Genomic DNA, 25,716 nt, shown 5'->3' with positions numbered 1-25,716 from the left:
GGCCGGGGGGGGGGGGGCCCCCGGGCGGGGGGCGGGCCCGCCGCCTCCCGCCGCCCCCCCCCCCCCCCCCCCCCCCGCCCCGGGGGGGGGGGGGGCCCCCGCCCCCCCCCCCCCCCCCCCGGACTCCCCGGCCGCACCGACGGCGGGGAGTGGGACGGTGCGGTGGATCCTGCGGGCGGTCAGCTCCGGTAGACGCCGAACTCGTAGAGCGAGTAGCCCCAAGGGGTGCCGCGCACGGTGGTGTTCACCCGCACGTAGCGCGCTTCGCCCGTGACGTCGATGTCGTCGATGCCGCCGTTGCCCTCGGCGACGGTGTGGACGGTGGTCCAGTTCTGGCCGTCGTCCGAGGTCTGGAGGGTGTATCCCTTGGCGTACGCGGTCTCCCAGGCGAGCTGCACATGGTGGAACGCGGTCTTCGCCCCGAGGTCCACCTGGATCCACTGCTGGTCGGCCCAGTCACTGGCCCAGCGGGTGTCGAAGGACCCGTCGACGGCGTTGCCGGCGGGGCAGGGGCAGCCGGTGCTGTCCGGCTGGAAGGTGGACGCGGTGGCCGGCTTGCCCGCCGCCACGTTCGTACCTCCGACCTGGGGCGGGACGACCTGGAAGGACTTCGTCTCGATGCCGACGTTGCCCTTGCCGTCCGAGCTCTTGATGTAGACCTTCCACACGCCGAGGCGGTCGGGAGCGGTGACCTCGAAGGTGCCGTTGCCCTTGTCCGTGAACTGCGCGTCGTTGAGCTGCCCGCCGTCGTCCACGTACTTGCTGCCCAGCAGCACCTGGTGCGTGAGCTGGTCACCGTCGGGGTCGGAGACCGACGCCTTCACGGTGAAGGGCTTGCCGGCCTGGACGACCGAGGCGTTGTCCACCGTCATGCCGGTGATCACGGGCGGTGTGTTGTCGCCCGAGGTGTCGGCCCCGTACGCCTTCTTCACCGCGTAGTACGAGAGCCTCTTCTGGCCCGCCGGGAGCAGGTTGAACCAGACCCCGCCGAAGTCGTACTCGGTGCCGTAGTGGAACAGCGTCGCGCCGAGCGCCACTCCGGTGTGGTCAGTGATGCACTGCCACGCCTTGCCGTAACCCTCAGCCTTCGCGACATCGGTCGGCTCGTCCGGTACGCCGTTGGCGTCGTCGGGCACCTCCCACTCGCCCGCGGGGCCGCCCTCCGTCACGATGTAGGGCTTGTCGAAGCCTCCCTCTTCCCAGGTCTTGCGTATGTCGCACACCGCGCCGTAGGAGTTCACCGCGTAGAGGTCGAGATCGGGCGCGTTCTTCTTGTAGTACGGCCATGCCCCGGTCCACGCGTCGGTCGAGGTGACCGGGTGGTTGGCGTCGACGGCGTGGATCTTCTTCGTGATGTCGTTGACGAACGTCGTGTAGGCGTCGCGCTGCTGTTCGAGGGCGTCACCGCTGTAGCAGTTCTGCAGACCGAGCACGGACTCGTTGCCCACGTTCCACATGAGAACCCCGGGGTGGTCCTTGTAGGTCTCCACCCACTTGGGGAACTCGGCGAGCATGTTGTTCTTGTAATCGGTGTCCGTCAGGTAGTTGACGCACCCGCCGCTGCCGGGGCCGCCGCCGGGCTGCAGCCAGAAGCCGGCGACGACCTTGATGCCGTTGTCGGCCGCGCTGTCCAGCAGCGGCTTCGTCGTGGCGTCGGTGCCCCAGGTCCGGATGGTGTTGACGCCCATCGACTTGACGTCCGGCATGTACTTCCCTGCGTCGGCGACAGCCGGGCCCCAGGTCAGGCCCTTCACGGTGTACGGAGAACCGTCGACGGTCAGCTTCCAGGCGCCCTGCGATCCCTCGACCTTCACCACGCTGCCGGCCGCCTGCGCGGCGGGCACGGGGAGGGTGGCCGCTCCTGCGGCGACAAGGGCGGCGACGGCGAGACGTGCCGTCGTACGTCTGCGGCCACGGGCCGAGGGGGTGGGACGTGACAGTTTCATGGGGGTGACAGCTCCTCGTGGGGGGAGTAGCAGGAGAGCGCTCTCCCTCATGGGCGCGGTACACCCACGAGGGAGAGACGGGGATGGTCAGGGCAGTTCGTAGTTCTCGTCCAGAGCGGCCCCCTCACCGGGGTTGTTCTGGTCGTAACCCCGGGCGTCGCACTGCAGGCCGCCGACGATGCAGTGGTCGACCATGGCGTCCAGGGTCGCGTCGTCCCAGGCGTTGAAGAAGTCGTAGTGGAAGGAGTGGCCGGTGCCGCTGGCCAGCCTCACCTGCGACATGTCACCGTTGACCGGCCAGGCCATCTTGAACTCGATCATCGGCAGGGCGACCGGGTGACTGGCCGGGCAGACGTCCTGGTTGGCCCCCATCACGATCGGGTAGGCCATGTGGGCCTGGTGGTCCGGGGTGTCCAGGTTCTTGCCGTCCCAGCAACTGGGCGCCTGCATGCGGAGGTTGAGCTGCGTGTCCTGACTGGTCGGGCACGTGGCCGGGAACTCGTAGTTGTGGTAGCTCTCGCCGCACTCGTATCCCTCGACCATGCCCGGGTGGTCACGGAACTGCTGGGCGGTCTGCATCGGGCTGCCGACGACGAAGCGCAGCCCCTTGGGGAACGGCCGCACGGTCCGGTAGTCGGTGACACCCGCCTTGTAGTAGATGGTCTGCGGACCGACCGGGCGCACCTCCTGGTCTCCCTTGTAGAGGGTCGGCATCCAGTACGCGGACAGGTCACCGGGCGCCTTGCAGGCCGTGCCGCCCGCACCGAGCGAGGCGGTGGTGCTGTTCTCGTCCGTGGTGTCGTTCCCCATGAACGTGTGGTTGTGGGACTTGCCGGTCTGGCCGGGATAGACGATCGGGTCGACGGATCCGGTGTGGTTGACCGAGCAGTTCGCCTGGAACTCGTGGAAGTACCGGTGGGGCGGGATCTCGGTGGACGGCTCCACCCCGGTGACCGGCGGGTCCGCCGGAATGTATCCGTCGCCGTCGGGGTCGTCCCCCGAAGGGACCGGGACGGCGGCCGCCATGACGTGGCCCTGCGTGTGCTGTGTCCCCTGCATGGCGTGTGACGCCACGGCCGGCTTGCCGGCGGCCTTCGGGGCCGCCCCTGCCGTCGGAGCACCGGCGCTGGTGATCGCCGTGAACCCCATGACGACCAGGGCCAGTGCGGTGGCGACGACGAGCGCGGACACCAGGGTGGTTCTGCTGATTCTTTCGGCCATGCGGACCTCCATGCCGCTCTGCGTCCGCGCACATCGGGTGCGCGGTGGGGGGAGAGTGGAGCTGGATGGTGCGTTGTACGGAACGCTGTACGGAACCTTCGGGAGAGCGCTCTCCCGGCGCGGTGCCAGTGTTACGCCGTGGCTGAGAACATGTCAATAGTTCGTGAACGGAACACACCGCGAGGGGAGTTGACCGGAGGGCGTTACGGGAGCGCGGCCAGCGCCTCACTCAGATTGTGTTCGGCGATCCCCCGCATGAACTCCCGGTCGGGAAAGTCGCCGTCGAGCAACCTGAGGGGACCGGCGACCAGGGAGAGGCGCATGGCCTGGGCGTAGAGGCCGATGCGCAGGGGGTCGAGACCGGGACGGGACAGCGCCGCGTAGCGCCGCCCGAAGCGGATGCGGAGGAAGACGTGCTCCCATTCGACGTCGAAGTACATCAGGCCCTCGATGTCGATGAGGACGGTGTCCCCTTCGGGGCTCACCAGGACGTGGTCGGGGCCGAGTTCTCCATGGACGAGGCCGTACGAGGTGCGGGGGCGCACCATGTCCCGCAGCTCGTCCAGCTGCCGCGCGAGCCGGCCTCGGGCCGCCGCGACCCGTGCGTCGCGTTCCGCCGCTTCCGCGAGATCCCGCAGCGCACGGTCCAGCACTACCTGTTCGCAGGAGCTCCCGGGGGCCACGCCACCTCGCTCCAGCAGGTCCATCCGCCCGTATCGCGACGATTTCTGACGCTGCATCAGGTCAAGGGTGCCGGCCAGGTCGGCCAGCGCGGAAGCGGCGCGCACCGGGTCGGTCCCGAAGAGCTCCTCGAGCGTTCCACCCGTGACGTCCTCGACCACCGCGAAGTCCGTCGCGTCCACCGTGCTGCCCGAGGACAGCACGCGGGGAGCGCGTGCGCCCACCCTGGCCAGCTCGCGCTGTGCGGCCAGGAAAGGCGCCAGGCCCGAGGCGGGGGCGAACGGGTCCGCCGACGGCTGCCCGGCGCCGGTGGCCGGCCAGAAATTCTCCCCCTCGGCCCACCTGTAGACGATCACGCTCGGGACCGGGGATCCGTCGACCCGGACCCGGTACACGCCCTTCTTGCTCCCGCCGCGCAGGCGCTCCACCCCGAGGATGCGGCATCCCGCCCCCAGGGCATCGCGTACGACACCGGACAGGTCCTGGGCCGCCGGGAAATCACGCATCTCGGGTACACCCTCCTCGCGGCCCCCCGCGGGCCCGGTCAGGCGTCCCTTCCGTTGCCTGCGGAAACACGGCAGCGGGTGCGCCAGGGAACGTACGGGCGAGCTGGGACGCGGTGGTCGACCGCCTGATCGTACGCGGGCGAGACACGGCGGCGGGGCCCCCTTCCGGTGGCGTCACGACCCGGAGCGCGCGGCACGCTCGCCCCGGAGATCAGACCGGCGGATCCTTGAGGTCGCCGATGACGAGGTCGGCCGACCGGACCGCGAACCAGACGTCGTGGGTCGCGCCGCTCCCCCACTTCTCGGTCACCACCACGGTGGCGTGGCCGGCGCCACTGCCCTCGTAGCGCGACGACCAGCCGGTGGGCACGTTCTGTGCGCGGAACACAGGGTCCGCGCCGTGCTGCGCCGCCCACGCGTCCAGCCGGGTGTCCAGCTCGGCAGCGAGGTAGCGGGCGCGCACCTGCTCCGGGGTCCGGTCGCCCCGGCCGAGGACAGCCTGACGGTAGGCCCGGAAGAAGGCGTCGACCTGGGCCTCCGCCCGGGTCTCCCGGAGGAACGTGCCGGCCTCCGTCGGCGAGGCGGCTTCGTGGGCGGCCACCTGTCCCGCCGGAGCGGTGACGAGGACGACGGCCGCGGCCGCGAGGGCGGCGAGGGCGGGGCGCAGTTGCACGCGACTCTCCAGGCTCGGGTAACACTTCCGCCACCAGGCAACACCACGGGGCGGGGGCGGTGGCGTTCCGACGCCGCCGCTTCACCCGCACGGGGAGGGGGCATGGCGAGTGGCGACAGCGCCGCGAAGGGCCACGAGCCCGGCACGAGCCGGACTGGAGGCCATGGGTCTGCTGCGGCAGCAGGGGGCCACCCTGCTGCCGCAGCAGACCGGTCGCGTCCCGCCGGGCCGGGGCCCGGCGGGTTCACCGTCAGGCCGTGTGGAGGGTCAGACCGTAGCGGTTGAGGATCTCGTTGATGGGCTGGTGCCAGGTCTCGCCACCGCCGCTGCAGTTGCCCCAGCCGCCCGACGTGACGCCCTGCGCCTGGTCGCCGCTGATGAACGAGCCGCCGGAGTCGCCCGGTTCGGCGCAGACGCTGGTCTTGGTCATCTGGTGCACGGCGCCCTGGCTGTAGTTCACGGTCTCGTTCTTGGCGAGGACGTTGCCGCAGTGCCAGTGGGTGGTGGAACCCGAGCGGCAGATGGACGCGCCGATCGGCGCCTCGTTGGAGCCGCGGACCAGTTGGTCGGACACGGTGCCCCAGCCCAGGACCACGGGCACGGTCCACCAGCCGCTGCCCACGTTCACCCAGGCGTAGTCGTTGTCGGGGAAGGACGAGCCCTGGAACGAGCCGATGGCGGAGTTGTCCCAGCCCCGGACCGCTCCGCCCGCCTGGCCGCAATGGCCCGCCGTGACGAATCCGCCGTGGACCGAGAAGCCTATGGAGCAGCGGACGTTGCCGGTGTAGTACGGGTCGCCGCCGACCGTTCCCGCGGCGAAGGTCTGTGGGGCCTCGGCGGTCTGCTTCACCGTGACGGGGCCTGCCTTGCGCGCCTTCGCGACGAACGCCCGGACATCGTTGTCACCCTCTTCGGAGGCGACGACGCTCACCACGACGCTGTTCGTCCGGGGATCGACGTGCCAGCTGCTGACGCCGCTGGGTGCGGACAGCGCGTCCAGCTTGTTCTTGACCGCGTCGAGCTCGCGCGCCGTGTGACCGACCACCCGGACGTCAACGCCGGTCGCCCGGACGGCGCCGGCCTTGTCGCTGTCCGTGACGGCGACGGTCAGCCGGCCGCTGCCCGCGTCGAACCAGGAGCCGCCGAACGACGTCCCGGCGGCGTCCCGCGCCGTTCCCTGCAGAGCCGTGGCCGCCTTCTCCGCCGTGAGCCGCGCCTCCGCCTGACGTTTCGTCAGCCCGAGGTCGCGCTGCATGGCCGTGATGATTCCGGCCGACGCCTGAGGTTCGGCGGAGGAAGCGGAGTCCGCCGCGGAGGCCTGGGTCAGGCCGGCTGTCGCCCAGGTGCCGATGATGAGCAGTGCGGAGAGACCGGTCCGCACCATCGTCGTGTGTCTCAAGGGAGTGCCCCTTCTGTTGTTCCAGCATCGTGGGGGTGGAACAGGAAGCATCCGAGAGCCGTCTGAGAGCGCTCTCAGAGCTGTCGCCACGGACTGTAGTCCAGTTCGACGGGCAGGTCCATGCCAATGACAGCCTCCGAATGCGGCGGCCGCTCCGCAAGGTCAGGGCGTCAGCAGCGGCAGTCCGGAGGTGCGCCAGGGCGCACGGAACGCATCCCACCGGCCCGCGGGAGCGGTGTCCGTCGAGGTGTCCCAGATCCGCACGGGCCCGCCTCCCGTGGTGAGCGGTGGCCAGCCGGGGTCGCCGGTGGCCGCGAACTCCGCCCAGGCGCGTGTCATGCGTGAGGCTAGTTCGCGGTCGGCTGTTCCCGGAGGCCCTCCGATGAGGAAGTGGACGTGTGCGTCGTCCACGGTGCCGAAGGCGAACGGGATGTCCGCGCAGTGCCAGGCCCTGACCGGCCTCCCCCGGCCGTCGCGCTGCCGGACGAAGCGGGAGAGCCGGCTCCGCCCGCCTCCCCGTGTGTGGGTCTCGGCCAGTCTGCAGCTGTACTCCCCGAACAGCAGATCCCCGTACACGGCCAGGTAGGTGTCGTGTACGGAGGCCCCCGGCTGGAGACCGCGATAACCGTCCAACACGGCTTCCGGGATCCCGAAGTCCGCTGCGAACGCTTTGAGTTGCTCCTTCTCGGTGACGTTCGCACAGCTGCCGACCTCGTCCAGCAGCCGGTACTCCTCCGCGGTGTGACAGACGAGCAGTTCGATCTCGCGGCCGGCGCCGCGGGCGAACGCCGTGAGCGGGTCGAGCGGGAGGGTGGCGCCCCCGGCAACGGGGCCGTAGATCGCAGGGTCGTAGTGCCGCGCTCCGGATCCGGGGTCGCGCCGGTATCGGTCGGTCACCCGGTCGGAGGCATCGACCAGCGCCTTCGGGGAGGCGGACACCAGCTCTCCGTACGTGGCGGAAAGACCGGCCTCGGCGGCGACCTCCGCCGTGGTGCGGGCCGCGGATTCCGGGGAGGCGCAGGCGTTCACAGCGCTGTGCGCGATGGCGCGGCGGAACAGGCCGCGTGCCCTGTCCATCACCATCAGGCAGGCGACCGAGGTCGCTCCGGAGGACTGTCCGGCCACGGTGACACGGCCGGGGTCACCGCCGAACGCGGCGATGTTGTCCTGCACCCACCGCAGAGCGGCGATCTGGTCGAGCAGGCCTCGGTTGTCGGGACAGGGTTCTTCGCCGTCGGCGGGCGGGACATGACCGAACCCCTCGAAGCCCAGACGGTAGTTGAGGGTGACGACCACGAGTCCATGACCCGCCAGGGCCGTTCCGTCAAAGTCCGGCTGGGCGGAGGAGCCGAAGGCGTAGGCGCCGCCGTGGATCCAGACGAGCACGGGGAGCATGTCGCCGCCACCGCCGGTGGTCCAGATGTTGAGGCTGAGGATGTCCTCGTCCCCCGGTGACCAGGCCGGAGATCCGGGCAGCTCGGCGGACTGCGGGGCGACGGGTCCGAATCCGGCGCAGTCCCGGACTCCGTCCCAGGGGGCGGCGGGGCGGGGGGCGCGAAACCTTCCGGCCCCGAACGGGGGCGCGGCGTAGGGAATTCCCCGCAGTGCGACGACCCCCGGAGCACGGCCGGCCCGCCGTCCGGCGACCACTCCGGCCTTCGTCCTGAACTCTTCCATCGGTGCTCCCCGTTCCGCCCCTGTCAGGGCCCCGGTGTCAGCCTCGCACCGGGCGGGCGGTCCGGGCCAACACCTGAACGGCGCCGATCCACACGTCCGCGATGTGAATCAGTCGGGCGATCCACGGCCTGTCGGTACCGGCGCCGCCACCCGAAGAGCCGATCCTGGAGGCGCCCGCCCGACACGTCGCACAGGAGGCTCGGTGACACCCATGGCAAGCGGCCCGGCCCCGGCAGCCGGCGTACACGTACCGGATACGAAGCTCGCGTCCGAGGCTACCGAGCTCGTACGCGACACGACCGGCGAACTCGTCTACCACCACTCGCGCCGGGTCTTCCTCTTCGGCGCTCTGCTGGGACGCCGCCGCGATCTCTCCTTCGATCCGGAACTGCTGTACATCGGCGCCATGTTCCACGACCTGGGGCTCGGTCAACGCTTCCGTTCCAGCGGTCGGCGCTTCGAGGTGGACAGCGCCGACGAGGCGCGTCGTTTCCTTCATTCCCACGGGGTTCCGGAGGACAGTGTGCGGCGGGTGTGGACGGCGATCGCCCTGCACACCACGCCGGGCATCCCGGCCTTCATGGAGCCCGAGGTGGAGCTGGTGACCGCCGGTGTGGAGTACGACGTCCTCGGCATCGGTTACGAGGACGTCTCCGACGCCGACCGCGCGGCGATCGTGGCGCTCCATCCACGGCCGGACTTCAAGCGGCGGATTCTCGCCGCGTTCACCGAAGGGGTCGGCCCGAAGCCGGAGACGACGTTCGGGAACGTCAAGGCCGATGTTCTCCAGCACTACGTTCCCGGCTTCGAGCGCGGGGACTTCGTACGCACCGTTCTCGAATCACCCTGGCCGGAGTGAGGGCCGTCGTGGCAGGCAGAGCATCGGACGTATCCGTGAGAGGGACCAGGACGCGCGGCGTCGGAGCGGAGAGATCGTCATGACCGGGGACAGGCCGGACGCACTGGCACGCCTGGATGTCTTCGTCGGCGAATGGCATCTGGAACCGCGCTTCCCAGAGGGCCGCCCGTCACCGCACGGTCCGGCGCGGCACGGCCCGGGCAGCGAGGTGCCGGCGGCGCGTACCTGGTTCGAGTGGGCCCTCGACGGGCATTTCCTGGTGCAGCGCACGGAGATTCCGGTGCCCGAGGCGCCGGACGGCCTCATGGTCGTACGCGCCGACCCCGGGACCGGCGCGTACACGCAGCACTACTTCGACTCACGCGGCGTGGCCCGCCTCTACGCGATGAGCTTCGACGGCGGGGTGTGGACGCTCACGCGGGAGTCGCCCGACTTCACTCCCCTGGAGTTCCGCCAGCGCTTCACCGGCACGTTCAGCGAGGACGGCGACACCATCACCGGTGCCTGGGAGGTCCGTTTCGACGGCGGTGGGTGGGAACACGACTTCGCCCTGACCTACCGCAGGGCGGGCTGAGTCCGTGCGGCCGGGATGTCGGCGAGTTCCCGCACGGTGGCCATGTCGCTGAAGGGCAGCAGCCGGTCACCGACGATCTGGTAGGGCTCGCTGCCCTTGCCCGCGATCAGGACGATGTCACCGGGTCCGGCTTCCGAGAGCGCGAAGGCGATGGCCCGGCGGCGGTCGGCGAGGCGTTCGTACGGGGTGCCGGTGGACTCGATCCCGGGGGCGACCTGGTCCAGGATGGCCTCGGGGTCCTCGTCGCGCGGGTTGTCCGAGGTGAGGACGCACAGGTCGGAGTAGGTGCCGGCGATCGCACCCATCTCCGCGCGCTTGGTGGTGTCCCTGTCCCCGCCGCAGCCGAAGACGGTGATGACCTTGGACCGGGCGAAGCCGCGGATGGTGCCGAGCACCTTGTTCAGCGAGTCCGGGGAGTGGGCGTAGTCCACGATCACCGAGGTGCCGTCGACGGTCGTCACACGTTCGAAGCGGCCCGGGATCTGCGGCATCCGTTCGAGCGCGGAGACGAGCCCGGCGAGGTCGTGCCCCAGGGTGTGGCAGGCCGCCACCGTGGCCAGCGCGTTGGAGACGGAGAACCTGCCGGGTGCGGGGATCGCGGCCGGGTACTTGCGGCCGTCGTGATGCAGCGTGAAGCGGGTGCCCGAGGCGTCGACGACCAGATCGGTGGCCCGGTAGTCGGCCTCGGTGTCGAGGGCGTACGTGGTCACCGCGCCCGGCATCATCGTCGTGATCCCGGCCCCCACGGGGTCGTCCGCGTTGACCACGGCGTGCTCGCAGAGCCCCTGGAAGAGCCGGAGCTTGGCGTCCCGGTAGTTCTCCATCGTGCCGTGGTCGTCCAGGTGGTCCTGGCTCAGGTTGGTGAAGACCCCCACGTCGACGAACGTGCGGTCGACCCGATGCGTCAGCAGGCCCATGGACGTGGCCTCCAGCACGACGGTGCCGGCACCGCGGTCACGCATGCACCCCAGCAGGTACTGCAGATCGGGGGACTCCGGGGTGGACAGCACCGACCGGGGCATCGGGATCACCTCGTCGCCGATGCGGCTGCCGGCCGTGCCGATGACCCCGGCACTCGCCCCCTCGGAGATCCGCAGCACGGACTCGACCATGTACGAGACGGAGGTCTTGCCGTTGGTGCCGGTGATCGCCACCATGTCCATCCCGCGCCCCGGCTCGCCGTAGTAGCGGGAGGCGGCCACGGCGGCCGCGGCCCGGGTGTCCGGCACCCGCACGACACAGGCGTCATCCGCCGCCGCCGGCAGTACGCAGCCTTCCTCCACCAGGACCGCGACCGCGCCCCGGGCCAGGGCGGGGGCCACCGCTCCGGGGCCGCCCTCCAGGTGTCCCGGCACCGCGATGAAGAGCGATCCCGGCGCCACCCGGTCCACGTCGAACGCCGTTCCGGCGGTGATGCGCGTCCGCTCCGGGTCACCCTGGAGGATGTGGTGGGTCTGTCCGGCCAGCAGCTCGCTCAGCTTCAAGGTGGTCCCTTCGAGGGGTGGCTCGAGCCGTGGTGCGGCCGTCGCCGGAACGCCGCGACGGCGGTACGCCGAAGCTGCGGTGGTGAGGTGGAGCGCGTACGAGGTGGAGACGTGGCGCGTGAGACGCGGACACGGTGGGAGGGCGGGACGGGCGGTGACAACCGCTGAAGGTCGCTAGCCGTGTCCGTGCAGGGCGAGGCGGTAGCTCGCGGGCACACCGGGGGCGGCCTTGTGCAGGCACTTCCCTGTGACGCCGATGTGACCCATGAGCCGAGTGTACGTCCGGACGGGTGGGCACGGTTCCGCTTCAGGGACGCGGGGCGGTCCCCCGTCCCTGCGAGGCACCGAGCAGCGAGACCGTGAACGGGTGCCGGGGAGCGTTCAGTATCTGCTCCCGGGGGCCCTCCTCGACCACCTCTCCGCCGTCCAGCACCGCCACGCGGGTGGCCGGGGCCGCGGTGTCGAGGTCGTGCGTGATCAGCACGACGCTCGGACCGTCCTGGCGGCGGATCGACGTGGCGAGCAGGTCCAGCAGGGTCCGCCTCGCCACCGGGTCCAGCCCCGAGGTGATCTCGTCGCAGACCAGCACCCTGGGGCGCGCGAGGAGGGCTCTGGCGAGGGCGGCACGCTGGAGTTCGCCGCCGGAGAGCCGGCCGGGCCGCCTCCCGACGAGCCCCTCGTCCAGTCCGAGCTCCGTCAGCACGCGCCGGGCCTCCGCTGTCGCCTCCCGGTGTCCGGTTCCGTGCAGTCGTACCGCCGTGCGTGCCACCTGGTCCAGGACCGGCCGGTGTTCGTCGAAGGCCGCCCGGGCGTCCTGGAAGACGTACTGCACGGCGGCGAGCTGCTCGCGGCTGCGGTCCCGCAGGCTGCGCGGCAGCGCGGTGCCGTCGAGCAGGATCTGCCCCGTGTGGTCGCGGTGGAGCCCCGCGAGACAGCGGGCGAGGGTGGTCTTCCCGCTGCCCGAGCGTCCGACGACGGCGAGGCATTCGCCGCTGCGGAGCGAGAGCCGGTCCACGCTCAGCACGGGGACGCGGGCGCCGCGGGTGCGGTGGCGGGCGGTGAGTCCGCTGACGCTCAGCAGCTCCGCACCGACGCGCCCGGGGTCCGCGTACGGCAGGGTCCTCGGTTCGGCGAGGAGCTCCTTGGTCCACGGATGCGTGGGGGCGTCCAGGATCCGGTGGGCTGTTCCCTGCTCCACCACGCGGCCGCCGCGCATCACCACTACCTCGTGGGCCAGTTCGCGCACGACGTCGAGGTCGTGGCTGAGCAGCAGTACGGCGATGCCCCGTGCCGTCACCGCCGCGAGCTGGTCGACGATGCGGCGCTTGGTCAGGGCGTCCTGCCCGGTGGTGGGCTCGTCCGCGACGATGACGCGGGCGCCGAGGAGCAGCGCCTGCGCCAGGACGACACGCTGCTGCTGGCCGCCGGACAGCTGGTGCGGATAGCGGCTCAGCACCTCGTCGCGGCCGTCGAGCTGGGCGTCGGCGAGGGCTCGGGTGACGCGCTGTCGTGCCGCGGCCCGGCGCTGCGGCCGGGGCAGGTCCCGCACCTGCTGACGCGCCATGTCGTGCAGGAGGGCGCCGGTGCGACGGGCCGGGTTGAGGACCGCCGCGGGGTGCTGGGGGACGTAGCCGATCCGGGCGCCGCGCGCGGCCACCTCACCCGTCACTCGGGCGCCCGCGGGGTATTCGCCGAGCAGGGCGAGCCCGGTCGTGGTCTTGCCGCTGCCGGACGCGCCGACCAGGGCGGTGACGGTGCCGGGCCTGATCCGGAGCGAGACCCGGTCGACGAGTGCCCGCCCGTCGACCTCGACGGTCAGCCCGGTGACGGAGGCGATCACGGGGTTCTCGTTCATGGGCGAGGGCCCTTCCGGGGCGGGGTGCGGTTCTCCATGGCGGCGTCGACGAGCAGGTTGCTGCCCATGGTGAGTGCGACGATGAGAAGGGCGGGCACGACGACCGCCCAGGGCTGGATGAGCAGTCCGGTCCGGTTGCGATCCACCATCACGGCCCAGTCGGCGGCGTCCGGGGCGGCCCCGATGCCGAGGAAGGCGGCCGTGGCGACCAGGTAGAGCACGCCGGTCAGCCGGATCCCGGCGTCGGTGGCCAGGGTGCGCAGGATGGACCGCCCGACGTATCCGACGGCTAGGCGCCACCAGCTCTCCCCCTGCATCCGCAGCGCCTCGACGGCGGGCCGGGACGCCGCCTCGGCGGCGGCGGCCCGCACGATCCGGGTGGTGTCCGGGACGGAGACGAAGGCGACCAGCAGCGCGAGTCCCGCCGCACCGGGCGGGAAGACGGCGGCGACCAGCAGGATCATGAGCAGCGAGGGAACGGCGAGCAGTACGTCCAGCGGGCGCATCAGTACTTCCTCCAGCCACCTCCGGTGGGTGAGCGCGCTGATCAGGCCGAGCGGCAGGGCGACGAGGTACGCGAGGACCGTGGCCGCCAGCGCGACGAGGACCACGGGCCGTCCGCCGAGCAGCACCTGGTGAACGACGTCCCGGCCGACGAAGTCCGTGCCCAGCAGATGGCCGCCGCCGAGGGTGAAGGAGGCGGCGCGGGCCGAGGGCTCTCCCACGAGGAACGGGCCGGCCAGGGCGAGGCCGAGCGGGACCGCGGCTACGACGGCCCCGGGTGCGTATCTGCGGAGCCGCTTCACGCCGCCACCACCGAGCGTGGTGCGAGGCGGTGGGTGACGAGGTCGGCCCCGAGGTTGAGCACGACGGTGGCGAGACCGAAGACCACCGCGAGTCCCTGCACGACGGGGATGTCGCGGTCGGCCACGGCGTTCATGAGGACGGTGCCGAGTCCGGGGATCACGAAGAGGGCCTCCACGACGATGACGCCGCACAGCAGCCAGTCGATGGTGCGGGCGAGCTGCTGCGTGGCGGGGGCCAAGGCATTGGGCAGGGCGTGCGCGTAGCGGATGCGGACGCCGGAGATCCCGTACCGCTCGGCATGAGCGGTGTACGGGGCGGCGAGCGCCTCGACCATGCCGGCCCGGACCAGACGTGCCAGCGAGCAGACGGGCCGGGCGAGCAGGACCAGGACGGGCAGGACGAGCACGGAGGGGTGCGCGAGCAGCCCTGTGCTGTACCCGACGGCGGTCGGCGGGAGCCAGCCGAGCCGTAGGGCGAAGACGCTCACCAGCAGTACGCCGAGGGCGAATTCGGGCACCGCGTAGACCCCGAGGGCCGCGGAGCTGATCAGCCGGTCGGTGAACCGCCCTTCGTGGCGGGCGGCGAGGACACCGAGGCCTACCCCGACCGGGACCAGGAGCAGGACGGCGACGGTGGCGAGGAGCAGGGTGGGGCCGAAGCCGTCCGCGAGGAATCGGGCGACGGGCCGGCCGGAGGTGAGCGAGGTGCCGAAGTCGCCGTGGAGCAGCCCCACGACCCAGTCCGCGAGCCGCTCGTGGGCGGGCCGGTCGAGCCCCATCGCCTCGCGGACGGCCGCGATGCGCTGCGGGTCGGGCTGGTCCCCGGCGAAGGCCACCGCGGCGTCGCCCGGCAGCGCCTCGGTGAGTGCGAAGACCAGCAGCACGACGGCCGCGGTCTGCACGGCGCCCAGGAGCAGCCGCCGGGCGACCCAGGAACGCAGTCCGCTCACGCCAGCCAGACCTTGTCGAAGCGCGCCCAGTCCAGGGTGTTGGCGGGCGCTTCGCGCGCGACACCACGCAGGGATCGTGATGTGCCGAGGATCCAGTCGCCGAAGCCCCAGACGAGGAAGCCTCCTTCGGCGTGCAGCTGTCGCTGCATCCGCCCGTAGAGGGCCGCCCGGGCCGTCCTGTCCTTGGTGGACTGGGCCTGCCGGTAGAGCGCGTCGAAGCTCTTGTCCTGCCACCTGGTGGCGTTGGTGGTGGAGTCGGTGAGCAGCCGCTGGGAGATGTGGGACTCGATGGGCATGGCCCCGGACCGGTAGCAGCACAGGGTGCCGGAGTCGAGGATGTCCTTCCAGTAGGAGTCCTTGCTCCCCATCCGCACGTCGACGCTGACTCCGGCGCGTGCCGCCTGGTCCCGGAAGATCCCGGCGGCCTCGGTGAAACCGGCGGCTACGGCGGAGGAGTCGAGTGTGACCTTCAGGTCCTGCGCGCCGGCCTGCTTGAGCAGGCTGCGGGCGCGACCGATGTCCTGTTCGCGTTGCGGGAGTTCGTCGGCGTAGTACTCATATCCCTTACCGAAGAGGTCGTTGCCCTTCTCGCCCGCGCCGGAAAGCGCGCCGTTCACCAGTTCCTCGCGGTCGGCGATGAGGAAGAACGCCTCGCGGACCCGGGGGTCGTCGAAGGGCGGGCGGTCGGTCTTCATGGCGAACGCCTGCATGGCGCTGTTCCGCAGCCGGACGATCTCGACGGCGCCGGCCTTCTCGTGGGCGCGCCCGGTGGCGGGGTTGAGCTCGTGCGCGTACTCGACCTGGCCGCCGAGAAGGGCGTTGATCCGGGCGGACTCCTCGTTGGCGACGACGAACTCGAGCTCGTCGAGGTGCGGGGCGCCCTCCCAGTGGGTGTCGTTGCGGCGCAGGACGGTGGACCGCCCGGGGGCGAAGGAGACGAAGCGGAAGGGGCCGGTGCCGATGGGCTCCCGGTCGAATCCGGTGGCGCCGTCCTGCACGATGAAGGTGCCGAAGGCGGCCATCACGTTGGGGAATTCGGCCGTCGGCCGCTTGAGCACGAACTCGACGGTCCGCTCCCCCGTGGCGCGGCTCGCCTTCAGGTCGATGGGCTCCAGGGAAGCGCGGGCGCGGTACGCCTTCTCCGGGTCGGCGATGCGGCGGTAGCTGTACAGGACGTCGTCGGCCGTCACGGGCTTCCCGTCGTGGAACTCCGCCTGCCTCAGGGTGATGGTCCAGCGGTCGAGGCCGGTGTTCGGTTCCCATGTCTCGGCCAGCCGTGGGACCGCGGCCAGGTCGGCGCCGTAGTCGGCGAGCTTGTCGAAGAGGGCCTTGCCGCGTGCCGCGTCGGCGAAGAGGTTCCCCAGGTGCGGGTCGAGGGTTTCGCTCGCGCCGCCCCCGGCGAAGGCGGCGCGCACCCGTCCGCCGCGCCGGGGGGTGCCGTCGCCCTTGCCGAAGCCGGCCTCGGTGGCGGTGGGTGCGGAGCATCCGGCGAGCGTGAGCGCGCCGAGTCCTGCGGCTCCCCCGGCGGCGGCGAGGAAGCCGCGCCTGCGCAGACCGGGGAAGCGTTCGTGTCTGTCGGCTGATGCGGTCATGGCTGATCTCCCGTTGCTGGATGTGCTGGATTGCCGGTGGATGCCGGTGCCCGTTTCCTCGCGACGACGTGGAGCCGGTCGCCGTCGGCCGCCGTACCGGGGACGGCTCCCGGCTGCCAGGCCGGTTCGGTGCGTGGCCCGGGGCCGTCGTACAGGGCGAGTACGTCGAAGCCGTGCGCGGTGAGGAGGTGGCGCAGTTCCTGGGGCAGGAGCAGCCGCCACGCGGAGTGCTCCTCGACGGGCGGGCCGCCGTCGTCGGTGGTCCAGACGCGTGTGCGCCGCAGGAGCTGTGCGGCTCGGTCGACGCGCAGTGCGGTGGACGAGTGGTAGGTCGTGCCGTGCCAGGTGAAGCGGGAGACGGCGGGCGCGGTGGGGGGTGCGTCCCGGCCGAGGAAGTACGCGCCGTTGCGCATCTCACCGACCAGCAGGCCGCCGGGCACCAGGGTGCGCCGGCAGGACGCCAGGAAGCCGTCGAGCTGCTCGTTCGTGTGGCAGTAGAGCAGCGAACTGTCCAGGCACACCACGGCGTCGAAGACCCGCTGACCGAAATCGAACCGGCTCAGATCGGCCTGTACGTACTCCGGGCCCGGGTGGTGGGCGCGGGCGTGGGCGAGCATGGTGCCGGAGAGGTCGGCGCCGGTGACACGGCGTCCGGCACGGTGGAGGACGGCGGCGTCCCGGCCGGTCCCGCAGCCCAGGTCCAGAACGGCCGGCCCGGCGCCGTGGAGTCGCAGGAGGTCCTCCGCCCAGCGTCCGGCGAGGCGTTCGGGGTCCGGGAATCTGGCCTCGTACAGTTCGGGGCGGTCGGTGAGCAGATTCCCCGTACGGTGCTTCATGCCGTCACCGCCACAGGCGCGGGCTGTGTCCGTGGCAGGGTGCCCTTGCGGTGCAGCCAGGTCACGCCGGCCGCCGAGAGGAGCCCGGCCGCGAGACAGCAGGCCCAGGGAAGCAGCTCGGCCGGACTGTTGTCCCCGCCCCGCCGGGCGGCGTCCATGGCCCAGCCGACAGCCGCGTTGCCGACGGCCGCCGCGATGCCGGAGACCGCGTAGAAGATCCCGAAGTACGTTCCCGTCAGCGCCTGCCGGCCGAAGCCCGGGATCAGCTCCATGACGAAGGGCTGCGCGGTCATGACGCCGAGGTGGAGCAGGAGGGCGCCGGCCAGCACAGGCAGGGCGCGCAGGGTGGCGTCCAGGGCGCCGTCCGGCGGTGTGTCCGTGCCCGCGACGAGCATCGGCGGTACGAAGGCGAGCCCCATCAGCACCATGCCGGTGGCTATCCAGCGTCCTCTGGTGCCCCTGTTCTTGAGTGCGCGGGTGATCCGCAGCTGGAAGGCGATGCCCGCGATCGTCCCCACGAGGAAGACCAGTCCGGCGGCTCCGTCCCAGCCGGTGGCCTGGCGGGCACCGGCCGGCAGCAGCAGGTAGAGCTGGTTCTCCAGGGTGAACATGCCGACCATCGACAGTGCGAAGGCGAGGAATGCGCGGTTGCTGACGGCTTCGCGCCAGTCGGACGTGACGCTGCCCGTGGCCGGTGGCACGTCCCGGGCGGGGAGTACCAGGGCCTGGGCGACGGTGAGCAGGGCGAAGATGCCGGCGGCGGTGAGCGCGGACGCCCGGAAGTCGACCAGCAGCAGGGCGCTGCCCAGGAGCGGTCCGATGAGGGCGCCGGTCGTCGCGAAGACGTTGAACAGGGCGAATGCCTCGGCTCTGCGCTCCCCCGCCTCCTGCGCGAGGTAGGTGCGGACGGCGGGGTTGAACAGGGCCCCGGCCACTCCGCTGAGTACGGAGGCGGCGAGCAGGACGGGCAGTCCGTCACCGAACGCGAAGAGGGCGAAGCCGACGGTGCGTATCGCGCATCCGGCGATGATGACGCCTCGGGCGCCGAGCCGGTCGGCGGCGGACCCGCCGATGAGGAAGAGGCCTTGCTGACTCAGGTTCCGTACGCCGAGGACGATGCCGACGACGGCCGCCGACATGCGCAGGTTGTCGCCGAGGTGGGTGGCGAGGTAGGGGATGAGGAGGTAGAAGCCTGTGTTGACGCCGAGTTGGTTGACCAGCAGCAGCCGGATGGCGAGCGGGAAGCCGCGGATCTCGTGCACGGTCCTCATGAGGCGGCGCTCCGGACCCCGGCTTCGGCGCGGGGCCGTACGCCGAGTCCCGGGAGCCCGTTGGCGGCGACGAAGCCGTCGTCGCCCCCGATCCCGGTCCACGGGTCGTGGGCGAGCAGGAGGTGGCCGTCGAGGTCGGTCCAGCGGGCCCGGTCGGCGATGTGGACGGCGGGGGCGATGCCCAGGGTGCTGGCCGTCAGGCAGCCGAGCATCAGGTCTGTGCCACTGCCCTCGATCAGGGCGGCGATACGGAGTGCTGCGTGGACGCCGCCGCATTTGGCGAGTTTGACGTTGATGCCGTGGACGCGTCCGGCGAGCCGCCGCGCGTCCTCGTAGGTGACCGCGTCCTCGTCGGCGATGACGGGGACGGGCGAGCGGGCGGCGAGCCGCGCGAGGGCCTCCGGGTCACCGGGTGTGAGGGGCTGTTCCACGGCTTCGACACCCAGATCGGCGAACCGGGGCAGGAGCGTGCGTGCCTGTCCCGCCGACCAGGCACCGTTGGGGTCGAGGAGCAGACGGGCGGCGGGGGCGGCGGCGCGGACGGCGCGGACCCGGTCCAGATCGGCTTCCTCGTCCGGGTCGCCCGCCTTGATCTTGATGACGGAGAATCCGGCTTCGGCCAGCCTCCGGGCCTGGGCCGCTGCCCGCCCCGGGGTGGTGAGGGAGATCGTGCGGGCGGTGGCGGCCCTCGGTGCGGCGGGCGAGCCGAGGAAGCGGTGGACGGCGGTGGCGGTGCGCTTGCCGACCAGGTCGAGGAGGGCCGCCTCGGTGGCGGCGGTCACGGCGGCCGGGGTGCCGGGTGGGGTGAGCTCGCCGACGCGCAGGGCGTGCAGGGCGGTCTCCGGTCCGTCGAAGCGGGTGAGCCGCTCTCCGGTACGGGTGGCGAGGCGTTGCAGCGCAGGCGTGTCGAGGCCGTAGAAGACGCTGGTGACGGCCTCTCCATGGCCGCTGAGCCCTTCGTGCTCGACGGTGAGACGCACGGCGTCGCGGGCGGTCATGGTCGATCGCGAGATGCGCAGCGGCTCGGCGAGGACGAGCCGCACGGTGTGCTGGGTCAGTTTCACGGCTGCCTCTCCAGTCGTTCCGCCAGCGGATCGGTGACGGTGGTGCACCTGGACCAGCCCCCGGTCTGCGGGGCGCGCGGGTGCGGGACGTCGACGGGGGTCCCGGCCGCGCGGGCGGGGTCCAGTTGGTGGGCGGTCATGAAGTCGTCGTCGTAGACGGTGGAGAGGTAGCGGTGGGGCCCGTCGGGGAAGACGGTGGCGACGGCGGCCCCGGGGTGGGTGCGGGCCGCCCAGGCGGAGACACGGGCGACGGCGCCGGTGCTCCAGCCACCGCTGACGAAGTTGCCCCGGGCGAGGCGCCGGCAGGCATCGGCGGCTTCGGCCGGGCCGATCCAGTGGACCTCGTCGAAGGCGTCGTACGCGACGTTGCGCGGGTGGATGCTGCTGCCGAGACCGCGCATCAGCCGGGGCGCGGCGGCCTGGCCGAAGATCGTGGATCCGGTGGAGTCCACGGCGACGATGCGCAGGCCGGGCCAGTGTCTGCGCAGCGGTCCGGCGATCCCGGCGCTGTGACCCCCGGTGCCGACGCTGCAGACGAGGATGTCGAGGCGGTCCAGCTGGGTGGCCAGTTCGGCCGCGAGCGAGGCGTAACCCGCGGTGTTGTCAGGGTTGTTGTACTGGTCGGGCCAGTAGGCGCCGGGCAGCCGGCCGAGCAGGTCGTGCAGTCGCTCCAGACGTGCTCCCTGCCAGCCGCCGTGCGCGGCGGGGCGGTCCACGATCTCGAGGCGCGCGCCGTACGAGCGGAGCAACTGCCGCATGGAGGGTTCGAGTTCGCTGTCGCCGACGAGCACGACGGGGTGCCCGAGGGCCTGCCCGGCGAAGGCGAGTCCTATGCCGAGTGTGCCGGAGGTCGATTCCACGACCGGTGCGCCTGGGAGTAGTTGGCCGCGCTCCTCGGCACCCAGGAGCATGGAGACGGCGGCCCGTGCCTTCATCCCGCCGACGGCGTGTCCTTCGAGCTTGGCCCAGAAGCCGGGGTGGGGCAGGGGCAGTCCGGTGGTGATCCTGGCCAGCGGGGTCCGGCCGAGGAGGGAGAGGAGCTCGCGGTTGGGGGCGAGGGCGGGCAGGGATGCCGTGGTCACGAGGTGCCTCCGTCGTCCGCGCGGTAGTGGTGGATGGTTCCGGGCCCGCCGTCGAGCCAGAAGAAGGGATACGGTTCCGCGCAGACGCCGGTCACTCCGGCGCCCAGGAAGCGGGGCAGGACCGCGCTTCCGGTCTGGGCGAACATGACCAGTGGCTTCCCGTGCTCCTGGGAGCTCCGGCGCAGCGGGTCGAAGGTTCCGTTGCCGAGTGTCATACCGGAGGCCAGCACCGCGTCGCAGCGGCCGATCTCCCCGAGGGCGTCCGGCGTGATGGGCTCGCCCCACTCGGTGGTGCCGCCCTTCAGGTCGCAGGGAATTGCAGTGAGGCCGCGCGAACGCAGCTCGGCCAGCAGCGAGTTGACGACCCCGACGACGAGGACGGTGGAGCCGGGCTCCAGGTCCAGCAGGTCGGTCAGGGCGGCGGCCCGCGCCTGCGAACGCTCCAGCGAGCTCCCGGCGGGGATGGTCACCGGCTGCGCGCCGTTGGACGGGGTGTGGGGCATGACGTCCATCAGGTAGGCGTCCAGCGCCGCGACGCGCACGGGCAGCAGCGGGTGGGCGAGGAGTGCGGCCACGTCGGCGCCGGCGCAGTCCTCGACGGTTCCGGCGGGAAGCGCCCCGGGTTCGACCGCGCACGACCCGACGGCGCGGCCGAGCCGGAGGCTGAGGACCTCGTTGCGGTATCCGCCACGCCGCCCGTCGTGCCGTACGGCCTGGGAGGTCGTGAAGGCCACGGCGATGCGGCGGGCCAGGGGGTCCGGGCCGAGTTCGCCGTGGAGTGCCCGCTGGAGGAGGGTGCCGAGACACGGGGCCCGGTCGGGCGAGGCCGTCGTCATGAGCGCACCAGCCGGGGGCGTACGTCCGCGAGCAGCGCCTCGACACGGGCCCGTGCGCCGAGTCCGCCGGCGTCGCCCGCCATGATGTGCCCGAGATACGCGTTGTTGCTGTCCGCCGCCTCCACCGTGCGGCCCGCCTCGGCGAGCTGGACCTCCAGGACCCCGTCGGCGTCCCGCACGCCGTCGGCACCCTCCACGGCCACGAGGGTGCCCGCGCTTCCGGGGACGAGGAACCCGATGGCCGCACTGCGCAGCCCCGTGTCACGGCGGCGGAGGTCGGGTTCCCGGCCGAGCGCCACATCGACGCAGGCCGCGGCGAGGTCGATCCCGGTGACGTGGCGGACCAGCTCGGTGATGCGGTTGCCCGCCGGGCGGGGATTGACCTCCACGACCCGGGGACCGTCGGCCGTCAGCTTGATCTCGGTGTGTGCCACGACGTCGTCGAGCCCCAGCGCCGCCCCGGCGCTCACCGCGGTGCCGGTCGCGGCGGCCACGTCGTCCGGGTCCAGGGCGGCCGGGAACATGTGGCCGGTCTCGACGAAGGCCGGGGCCCCGCCGACGCTCTTGTCCGTGACGCCCACGACGTGCGCGACGCCGCGGCAGGTCACGGTCTCGACGCTCACCTCGGGACCGCGGAGGAACTCCTCGAGCAGGATGTGGGGTGCGCGCCGCTGCCCCCTGGCGTTGCGCGGGAAGCCTGCCAGCGCCTGGCATGCCGCGGCCAGCTGTTCCGCGTCGTCGACCCTGCGTACGAACATGCCCGCACAGAGGTCCACCGGCTTGACCACCAGCGGATAGCCGATGTCCCTGGCGGCCACGGCGGCCTCCGCCCCGTCCGCGCACACCGCGAAGCGGGGGCCGGGGACACCGGCGGCGGCCAGGACGCGACGGGTGGCGTCCTTGCGACAGGCGTTCTCCATGGCTTCGGCCGAGGGACCCGGCAGACCCAGCAGGGCGGCGATCCTCGCTGCGGCCGGCAGGTAGTAGTCACAGGACGTGACCACTCCGTCGAAGCACAGAGCAGCATGCAACCGTTCGACCTGGGGAAGCAGTGTGTCGACGTCATTGGTGGACCCCGTGACGACGTTACGGGCGGTGAGCAGCGGATGTCCTGCCCCCTCCGGTGCCGCTCGGAGGTAGTGGTGCAGATCGCGGGTGAGGAAGGTGAAGTGGTGTCCGCCCTCCCCCAGGGCCCGCGGCAGCAGTCTGCTCATCGATCCGACCCAGCTCTCGACAACCAACAGATGAGCCACGAGCTCCCCCTTCTCACAGTGCAGTTGGGATTGCGGGCAGGCAGGGGTCACCCCTGACGCGGAAGCATCCGGCCCGACCGCACACACGCTATCGACAATCGTTTTCATTGTCATCTAAAACAACGTCACCACTGACGGGAAACGGCTTCCGTTGCGCCCCTCGCCGGACCGGAGTGGAATTGCAAATAGGGGACCCGGAGGAAGGGACCACGCCATGACTGACAGCGACCGGGGGGACGACGTCTACCAGCCGCAGGAGCCGGAGGCCTCCGACCCCGATGACCTGCTGGATCTCGAGGACACCCTGGACACGTCCGCGATCGACGACGTCCTGGACGAGGGCTACTCCCCGCCGGACCGGCCCTGGGTGGTCGACGACGAGGGCACCACCGCCTCGGAGCAGCACACGGGCGAATCCCTCGACAGGCGCCTGACGAGGGAGGTTCCCGAGGACATGGCCCCACCCCAGGACGGTCCGGGGGATCTGGCGGACGGCGACGGGGAGCTCTACGACACCGAGGTGGGGACGGGCCGCGCGGGCCGGCTCACGCAGGAGGGTGACGGGCATGTGCCATCCACCCTCACGGCTCAGGATGTCGGCATCGACGGCGCGGCGGCCTCGGCCGAGGAAGCGGCGATGCACCTGATCCCCGAGGAGAGGGACCTGTTCGGGGAGGAGCCGGCGCGCTGAGGGCACACCGGCGGTTTCGACCCCGGGGCGCCCACGGCACGGCACCGACGAGGCCGGCGCCGAGGCGAGGGAGCCGAATGAGCCGACCCATGGCCGGCTGCCCCACCGCGGCGGCCGGGCAGGGGGGCGGGAACCGGCCACACCGTCTGCTGACCGATGTCCCGGAACCACCCTGTCGACGGGGACGCGCGCGACAGTGACGATCCTCGAAGGGACCGGGTTCACGACCGAGCCCCGCGCCATCGACGGCGGACGCCGGTCGTAACCCGGCTTGCCCGCTTCCCGGCACCCTCGGACCGGCCGGAATGCGCCGCCGCCCTGCCCGTCCCCCCGAAAACACTTGGACGCCGACCGCCCGGCCACGGAAGACTTGCCTCCCCCGGATCTCTCGCCACGGACGGGCGGCGAGCGCTCCGCCCGGTACGGTGCCGCGCCCTTCAGGGCGCAGCCCCCACCGCGGTGAAGCCCGGAGCAACTGCCCGCGAAACGACATAACGACATGAGGTCGGCATGGGATCGCAGCAGTCTCACGGCACCGGACCGCGCAAGGGCCCGGTCCGGCTCGCACTCCGCAACTACTTACGGGAACTGTCCCGCCAGCGCGGACTCTCCGTTCCCGCACTGGCGCTCCCGGCCCTCGGCAACATCGGAATCACATACGTCGCGCCACTGGTGGTCGCGAAACTCGTCGGCCGGATCGCCGACGACGGAGCCATAGGCATCCGCGAGGCGCTCCCGTACGTCGGTGTGTTCGCCGGGGTCCTGCTCCTGGCGGAGACCTTCTGGCGGGCGGGGCTCCACTGCCTCAACCGCGTCGACGCCCGTGGCATCGAGCACCTGTACGTCACTGGCATGGACGAACTGTTCGCCAAGGACGCCTCGTTCTTCCAGGACAACTTCGCCGGATCCCTGACCAAAAGGGTGCTGAGTTACGCCGCCCGCTTCGAGGAGTTCGTCGACACCCTCACGTTCAACGTCGTCGGAAGCCTGGCCCCGCTGCTGTTCGGCACGGTGATCCTGTGGAGTTACGACCCCCTGCTGGTGGCCGGCCTGCTGACGATGATCACGCTGACCGCCGTGTGCGCCGCGCCCCTCATCCGACGCCGCCAGAAGCTGGTCAACCGGCGCGAGGAGGCGATCGCCCGGGTCTCGGGCCACGTGTCCGACGCACTGATGAACATGGACACCGTGCGCGCCTTCGCGGCCGAGGAGCGTGAGGCCGCCGAACACCGGGCACGGGTCGCGGAGTCCCGGCGGCTGACGCTGCGTTCGTGGGACTACGGCAATCTCCGCATCGACACACTCGTCGCACCGCTGTCCGTTCTCACCAACGGACTCGGCCTGCTCCTCGCCGTCGGGATCGGCGCCGGCGGCGGCAGCGTGGAGGCGATCGTGGTCGCCTTCACGTACTACACCGGCTCGACCCGCATCATGTTCGAGTTCAATCAGATCTACCGCCGCCTCGAGAGTTCGATGACCGAGGCGGCCCAGTTCACCGAACTGCTCCTCGTACAGCCCACCGTGACCGACCCCGCGACCCCCGAGCCGCTGGCCCCGAGGGCCGCGGACGTCCGCTTCGAGGGCGTCACCTTCGCGCACGACGGGGGCGACCCGATCTTCGACGGCCTCGAACTGGACGTGCCGAGCGGGGCGAGAATCGGCCTGGTCGGACGGTCGGGCGGCGGCAAGACCACGCTCACCCGGCTGCTGCTGCGGATGGCCGACGTCCGGTCCGGCCGCATCCTGATCGGAGGCCAGGACATCAGCCGCCTGCGCCAGTCGGACCTACGGAGCCTGATCGCGTACGTCCCGCAGGAACCGGCCATGTTCCACCGCACCCTGCGCGAGAACATCCTCTTCGCCCGCCCTGACGCGACCGACGCCGAGATCCGCGCCGCCGCCGACGCGGCCCATGTCACCGAGTTCGCCGACCAGCTCCCGGCGGGCTTCGACACGATGGTCGGGGAACGCGGGGTCAAGCTCTCCGGCGGGCAGCGCCAGCGGGTCGCCCTCGCCCGGGCGATCCTGCGCGACGCGCCGATCCTGCTGCTGGACGAGGCGACCAGTGCGCTCGACTCCGAGAGCGAGACCCTCGTCCAGCAGGCGCTGTGGCAGCTGATGGAGGGCCGCACCGCCCTCGTCGTCGCGCACCGCTTGAGTACGGTCGCCGCCATGGACCACCTCATCGTGCTCGACCACGGCCGCATCGTGGAGCAGGGCACGCACCACGAACTCCTGCTCACCGACGGCGCGTACGCCAAGCTCTGGCACCACCAGTCCGGCGGGTTCCTCGTCGAGTCCGACACCGACGCGCCGACCGCCGCGGCCGAACAGGCGGGATAACGGCGGGGCCGCGGTGCCACACCCGGCCGATCCCTGACCACGGTGGCCGTGGGCGTGTCACGTCCACGGCCACATGGGCGACACCATGGCAGCCTCTCGGCCCGCGATCGTCCGTAC

21 protein-coding genes are annotated in these 25,716 nt (G+C 71.8%); 4 read left to right on the top strand and 17 right to left on the bottom strand.

Annotated elements, in window-relative coordinates:
- Positions 1-179: 179 nt before the first annotated feature.
- The 6 genes from ACIQM3_RS18530 to ACIQM3_RS18505 form a co-directional block, all read right to left on the bottom strand.
- Entirely contained in the window at positions 180-1,946 is a 1,767-nt protein-coding gene (locus tag ACIQM3_RS18530) for a discoidin domain-containing protein (protein ID WP_401625224.1), read from the bottom strand.
- 87 nt (positions 1,947-2,033) lie between these two features.
- Positions 2,034-3,167: a DUF1996 domain-containing protein gene (locus tag ACIQM3_RS18525; protein ID WP_401625221.1), complete on the bottom strand. Its 1,134-nt coding sequence runs from the start codon at positions 3,165-3,167 to the stop codon at positions 2,034-2,036.
- A 203-nt stretch (positions 3,168-3,370) separates the two neighbouring features.
- Entirely contained in the window at positions 3,371-4,354 is a 984-nt protein-coding gene (locus ACIQM3_RS18520) for a phosphotransferase (protein WP_401625219.1), read from the bottom strand.
- 211 nt (positions 4,355-4,565) lie between these two features.
- A complete protein-coding gene (locus ACIQM3_RS18515) occupies positions 4,566-5,027 on the bottom strand; it encodes a hypothetical protein (protein ID WP_401625216.1) in 462 nt (153 codons plus the stop codon).
- 250 nt (positions 5,028-5,277) lie between these two features.
- A complete protein-coding gene (locus tag ACIQM3_RS18510; protein ID WP_401626451.1) occupies positions 5,278-6,411 on the bottom strand; it encodes a S1 family peptidase in 1,134 nt (377 codons plus the stop codon).
- A gap of 177 nt (positions 6,412-6,588) precedes the next feature.
- Entirely contained in the window at positions 6,589-8,103 is a 1,515-nt protein-coding gene (locus tag ACIQM3_RS18505) for a carboxylesterase/lipase family protein (RefSeq protein ID WP_401625213.1), read from the bottom strand.
- Positions 8,104-8,314: 211 nt separating this feature from the next.
- Here ACIQM3_RS18505 and ACIQM3_RS18500 point away from each other — a divergent pair, with 211 nt between their 5' ends.
- Together ACIQM3_RS18500 and ACIQM3_RS18495 are read left to right on the top strand one after the other, a co-directional pair.
- Positions 8,315-8,962 carry an HD domain-containing protein gene (locus ACIQM3_RS18500; protein ID WP_401626448.1) on the top strand — a complete coding sequence of 216 codons (648 nt, stop codon included), beginning with the start codon at positions 8,315-8,317 and terminating at the stop codon, positions 8,960-8,962.
- A gap of 79 nt (positions 8,963-9,041) precedes the next feature.
- Positions 9,042-9,536, top strand: a complete 495-nt coding sequence (locus ACIQM3_RS18495) for a hypothetical protein (RefSeq protein WP_401625211.1) — start codon at positions 9,042-9,044, stop codon at positions 9,534-9,536.
- On the opposite strand, the gene ACIQM3_RS18490 is transcribed toward ACIQM3_RS18495, so the two are convergent.
- The 11 genes from ACIQM3_RS18490 to ACIQM3_RS18440 all read right to left on the bottom strand — a co-directional run bounded on the left by ACIQM3_RS18490 (position 9,518) and on the right by ACIQM3_RS18440 (position 22,565).
- The gene (locus ACIQM3_RS18490) at positions 9,518-11,020 is read right to left on the bottom strand and encodes a UDP-N-acetylmuramoyl-L-alanyl-D-glutamate--2,6-diaminopimelate ligase (RefSeq protein ID WP_401625209.1); all 1,503 of its coding nucleotides are present in this window, start codon (positions 11,018-11,020) and stop codon (positions 9,518-9,520) included. The genes ACIQM3_RS18495 and ACIQM3_RS18490 overlap by 19 nt on opposite strands.
- A gap of 307 nt (positions 11,021-11,327) precedes the next feature.
- On the bottom strand, positions 11,328-12,875 hold the full coding sequence (locus ACIQM3_RS18485; RefSeq protein WP_401625206.1) for an ABC transporter ATP-binding protein: 1,548 nt from the start codon (positions 12,873-12,875) through the stop codon (positions 11,328-11,330).
- Complete coding sequence (locus tag ACIQM3_RS18480) at positions 12,872-13,681, bottom strand: ABC transporter permease (protein ID WP_401625203.1); 810 nt, start codon at positions 13,679-13,681, stop codon at positions 12,872-12,874. Before ACIQM3_RS18480 ends, ACIQM3_RS18485 begins: the two co-directional genes overlap by 4 nt.
- Positions 13,678-14,631, bottom strand: a complete 954-nt coding sequence (locus ACIQM3_RS18475; RefSeq protein ID WP_401625200.1) for an ABC transporter permease — start codon at positions 14,629-14,631, stop codon at positions 13,678-13,680. Before ACIQM3_RS18475 ends, ACIQM3_RS18480 begins: the two co-directional genes overlap by 4 nt.
- Positions 14,628-16,223 (bottom strand): ABC transporter substrate-binding protein, encoded by a 1,596-nt coding sequence (locus ACIQM3_RS18470; RefSeq protein WP_401625197.1) that lies wholly within the window; start codon positions 16,221-16,223, stop codon positions 14,628-14,630. The genes ACIQM3_RS18475 and ACIQM3_RS18470 overlap by 4 nt, the downstream gene beginning before the upstream one ends.
- The gene (locus ACIQM3_RS18465; protein ID WP_401625194.1) at positions 16,220-17,059 is read right to left on the bottom strand and encodes a class I SAM-dependent DNA methyltransferase; all 840 of its coding nucleotides are present in this window, start codon (positions 17,057-17,059) and stop codon (positions 16,220-16,222) included. Before ACIQM3_RS18465 ends, ACIQM3_RS18470 begins: the two co-directional genes overlap by 4 nt.
- Complete coding sequence (locus tag ACIQM3_RS18460) at positions 17,056-18,330, bottom strand: MFS transporter (RefSeq protein ID WP_401625191.1); 1,275 nt, start codon at positions 18,328-18,330, stop codon at positions 17,056-17,058. Before ACIQM3_RS18460 ends, ACIQM3_RS18465 begins: the two co-directional genes overlap by 4 nt.
- Entirely contained in the window at positions 18,327-19,394 is a 1,068-nt protein-coding gene (locus tag ACIQM3_RS18455) for an enolase C-terminal domain-like protein (RefSeq protein WP_401625188.1), read from the bottom strand. Before ACIQM3_RS18455 ends, ACIQM3_RS18460 begins: the two co-directional genes overlap by 4 nt.
- Positions 19,391-20,476, bottom strand: a complete 1,086-nt coding sequence (locus tag ACIQM3_RS18450) for a PLP-dependent cysteine synthase family protein (protein WP_401625185.1) — start codon at positions 20,474-20,476, stop codon at positions 19,391-19,393. The genes ACIQM3_RS18455 and ACIQM3_RS18450 overlap by 4 nt, the downstream gene beginning before the upstream one ends.
- Positions 20,473-21,312: a Rossmann-like domain-containing protein gene (locus ACIQM3_RS18445; protein WP_401625182.1), complete on the bottom strand. Its 840-nt coding sequence runs from the start codon at positions 21,310-21,312 to the stop codon at positions 20,473-20,475. Before ACIQM3_RS18445 ends, ACIQM3_RS18450 begins: the two co-directional genes overlap by 4 nt.
- Positions 21,309-22,565: an ATP-grasp domain-containing protein gene (locus ACIQM3_RS18440; RefSeq protein WP_401625180.1), complete on the bottom strand. Its 1,257-nt coding sequence runs from the start codon at positions 22,563-22,565 to the stop codon at positions 21,309-21,311. The genes ACIQM3_RS18445 and ACIQM3_RS18440 overlap by 4 nt, the downstream gene beginning before the upstream one ends.
- Positions 22,566-22,779: 214 nt before the next feature.
- Here ACIQM3_RS18440 and ACIQM3_RS18435 point away from each other — a divergent pair, with 214 nt between their 5' ends.
- Complete coding sequence (locus ACIQM3_RS18435) at positions 22,780-23,256, top strand: DUF5709 domain-containing protein (protein ID WP_401625177.1); 477 nt, start codon at positions 22,780-22,782, stop codon at positions 23,254-23,256.
- A 510-nt stretch (positions 23,257-23,766) separates the two neighbouring features.
- A complete protein-coding gene (locus ACIQM3_RS18430) occupies positions 23,767-25,599 on the top strand; it encodes an ABC transporter ATP-binding protein (RefSeq protein WP_401625174.1) in 1,833 nt (610 codons plus the stop codon).
- Positions 25,600-25,716 lie beyond the last annotated feature (117 nt).

This window comes from Streptomyces sp. NPDC091271, from assembly GCF_044757505.1.
Lineage (GTDB): Bacteria > Actinomycetota > Actinomycetes > Streptomycetales > Streptomycetaceae > Streptomyces.
The sequence above is the reverse complement of the archived record's forward strand: the minus strand, read 5'-3'. Positions and strand labels throughout refer to the sequence as shown.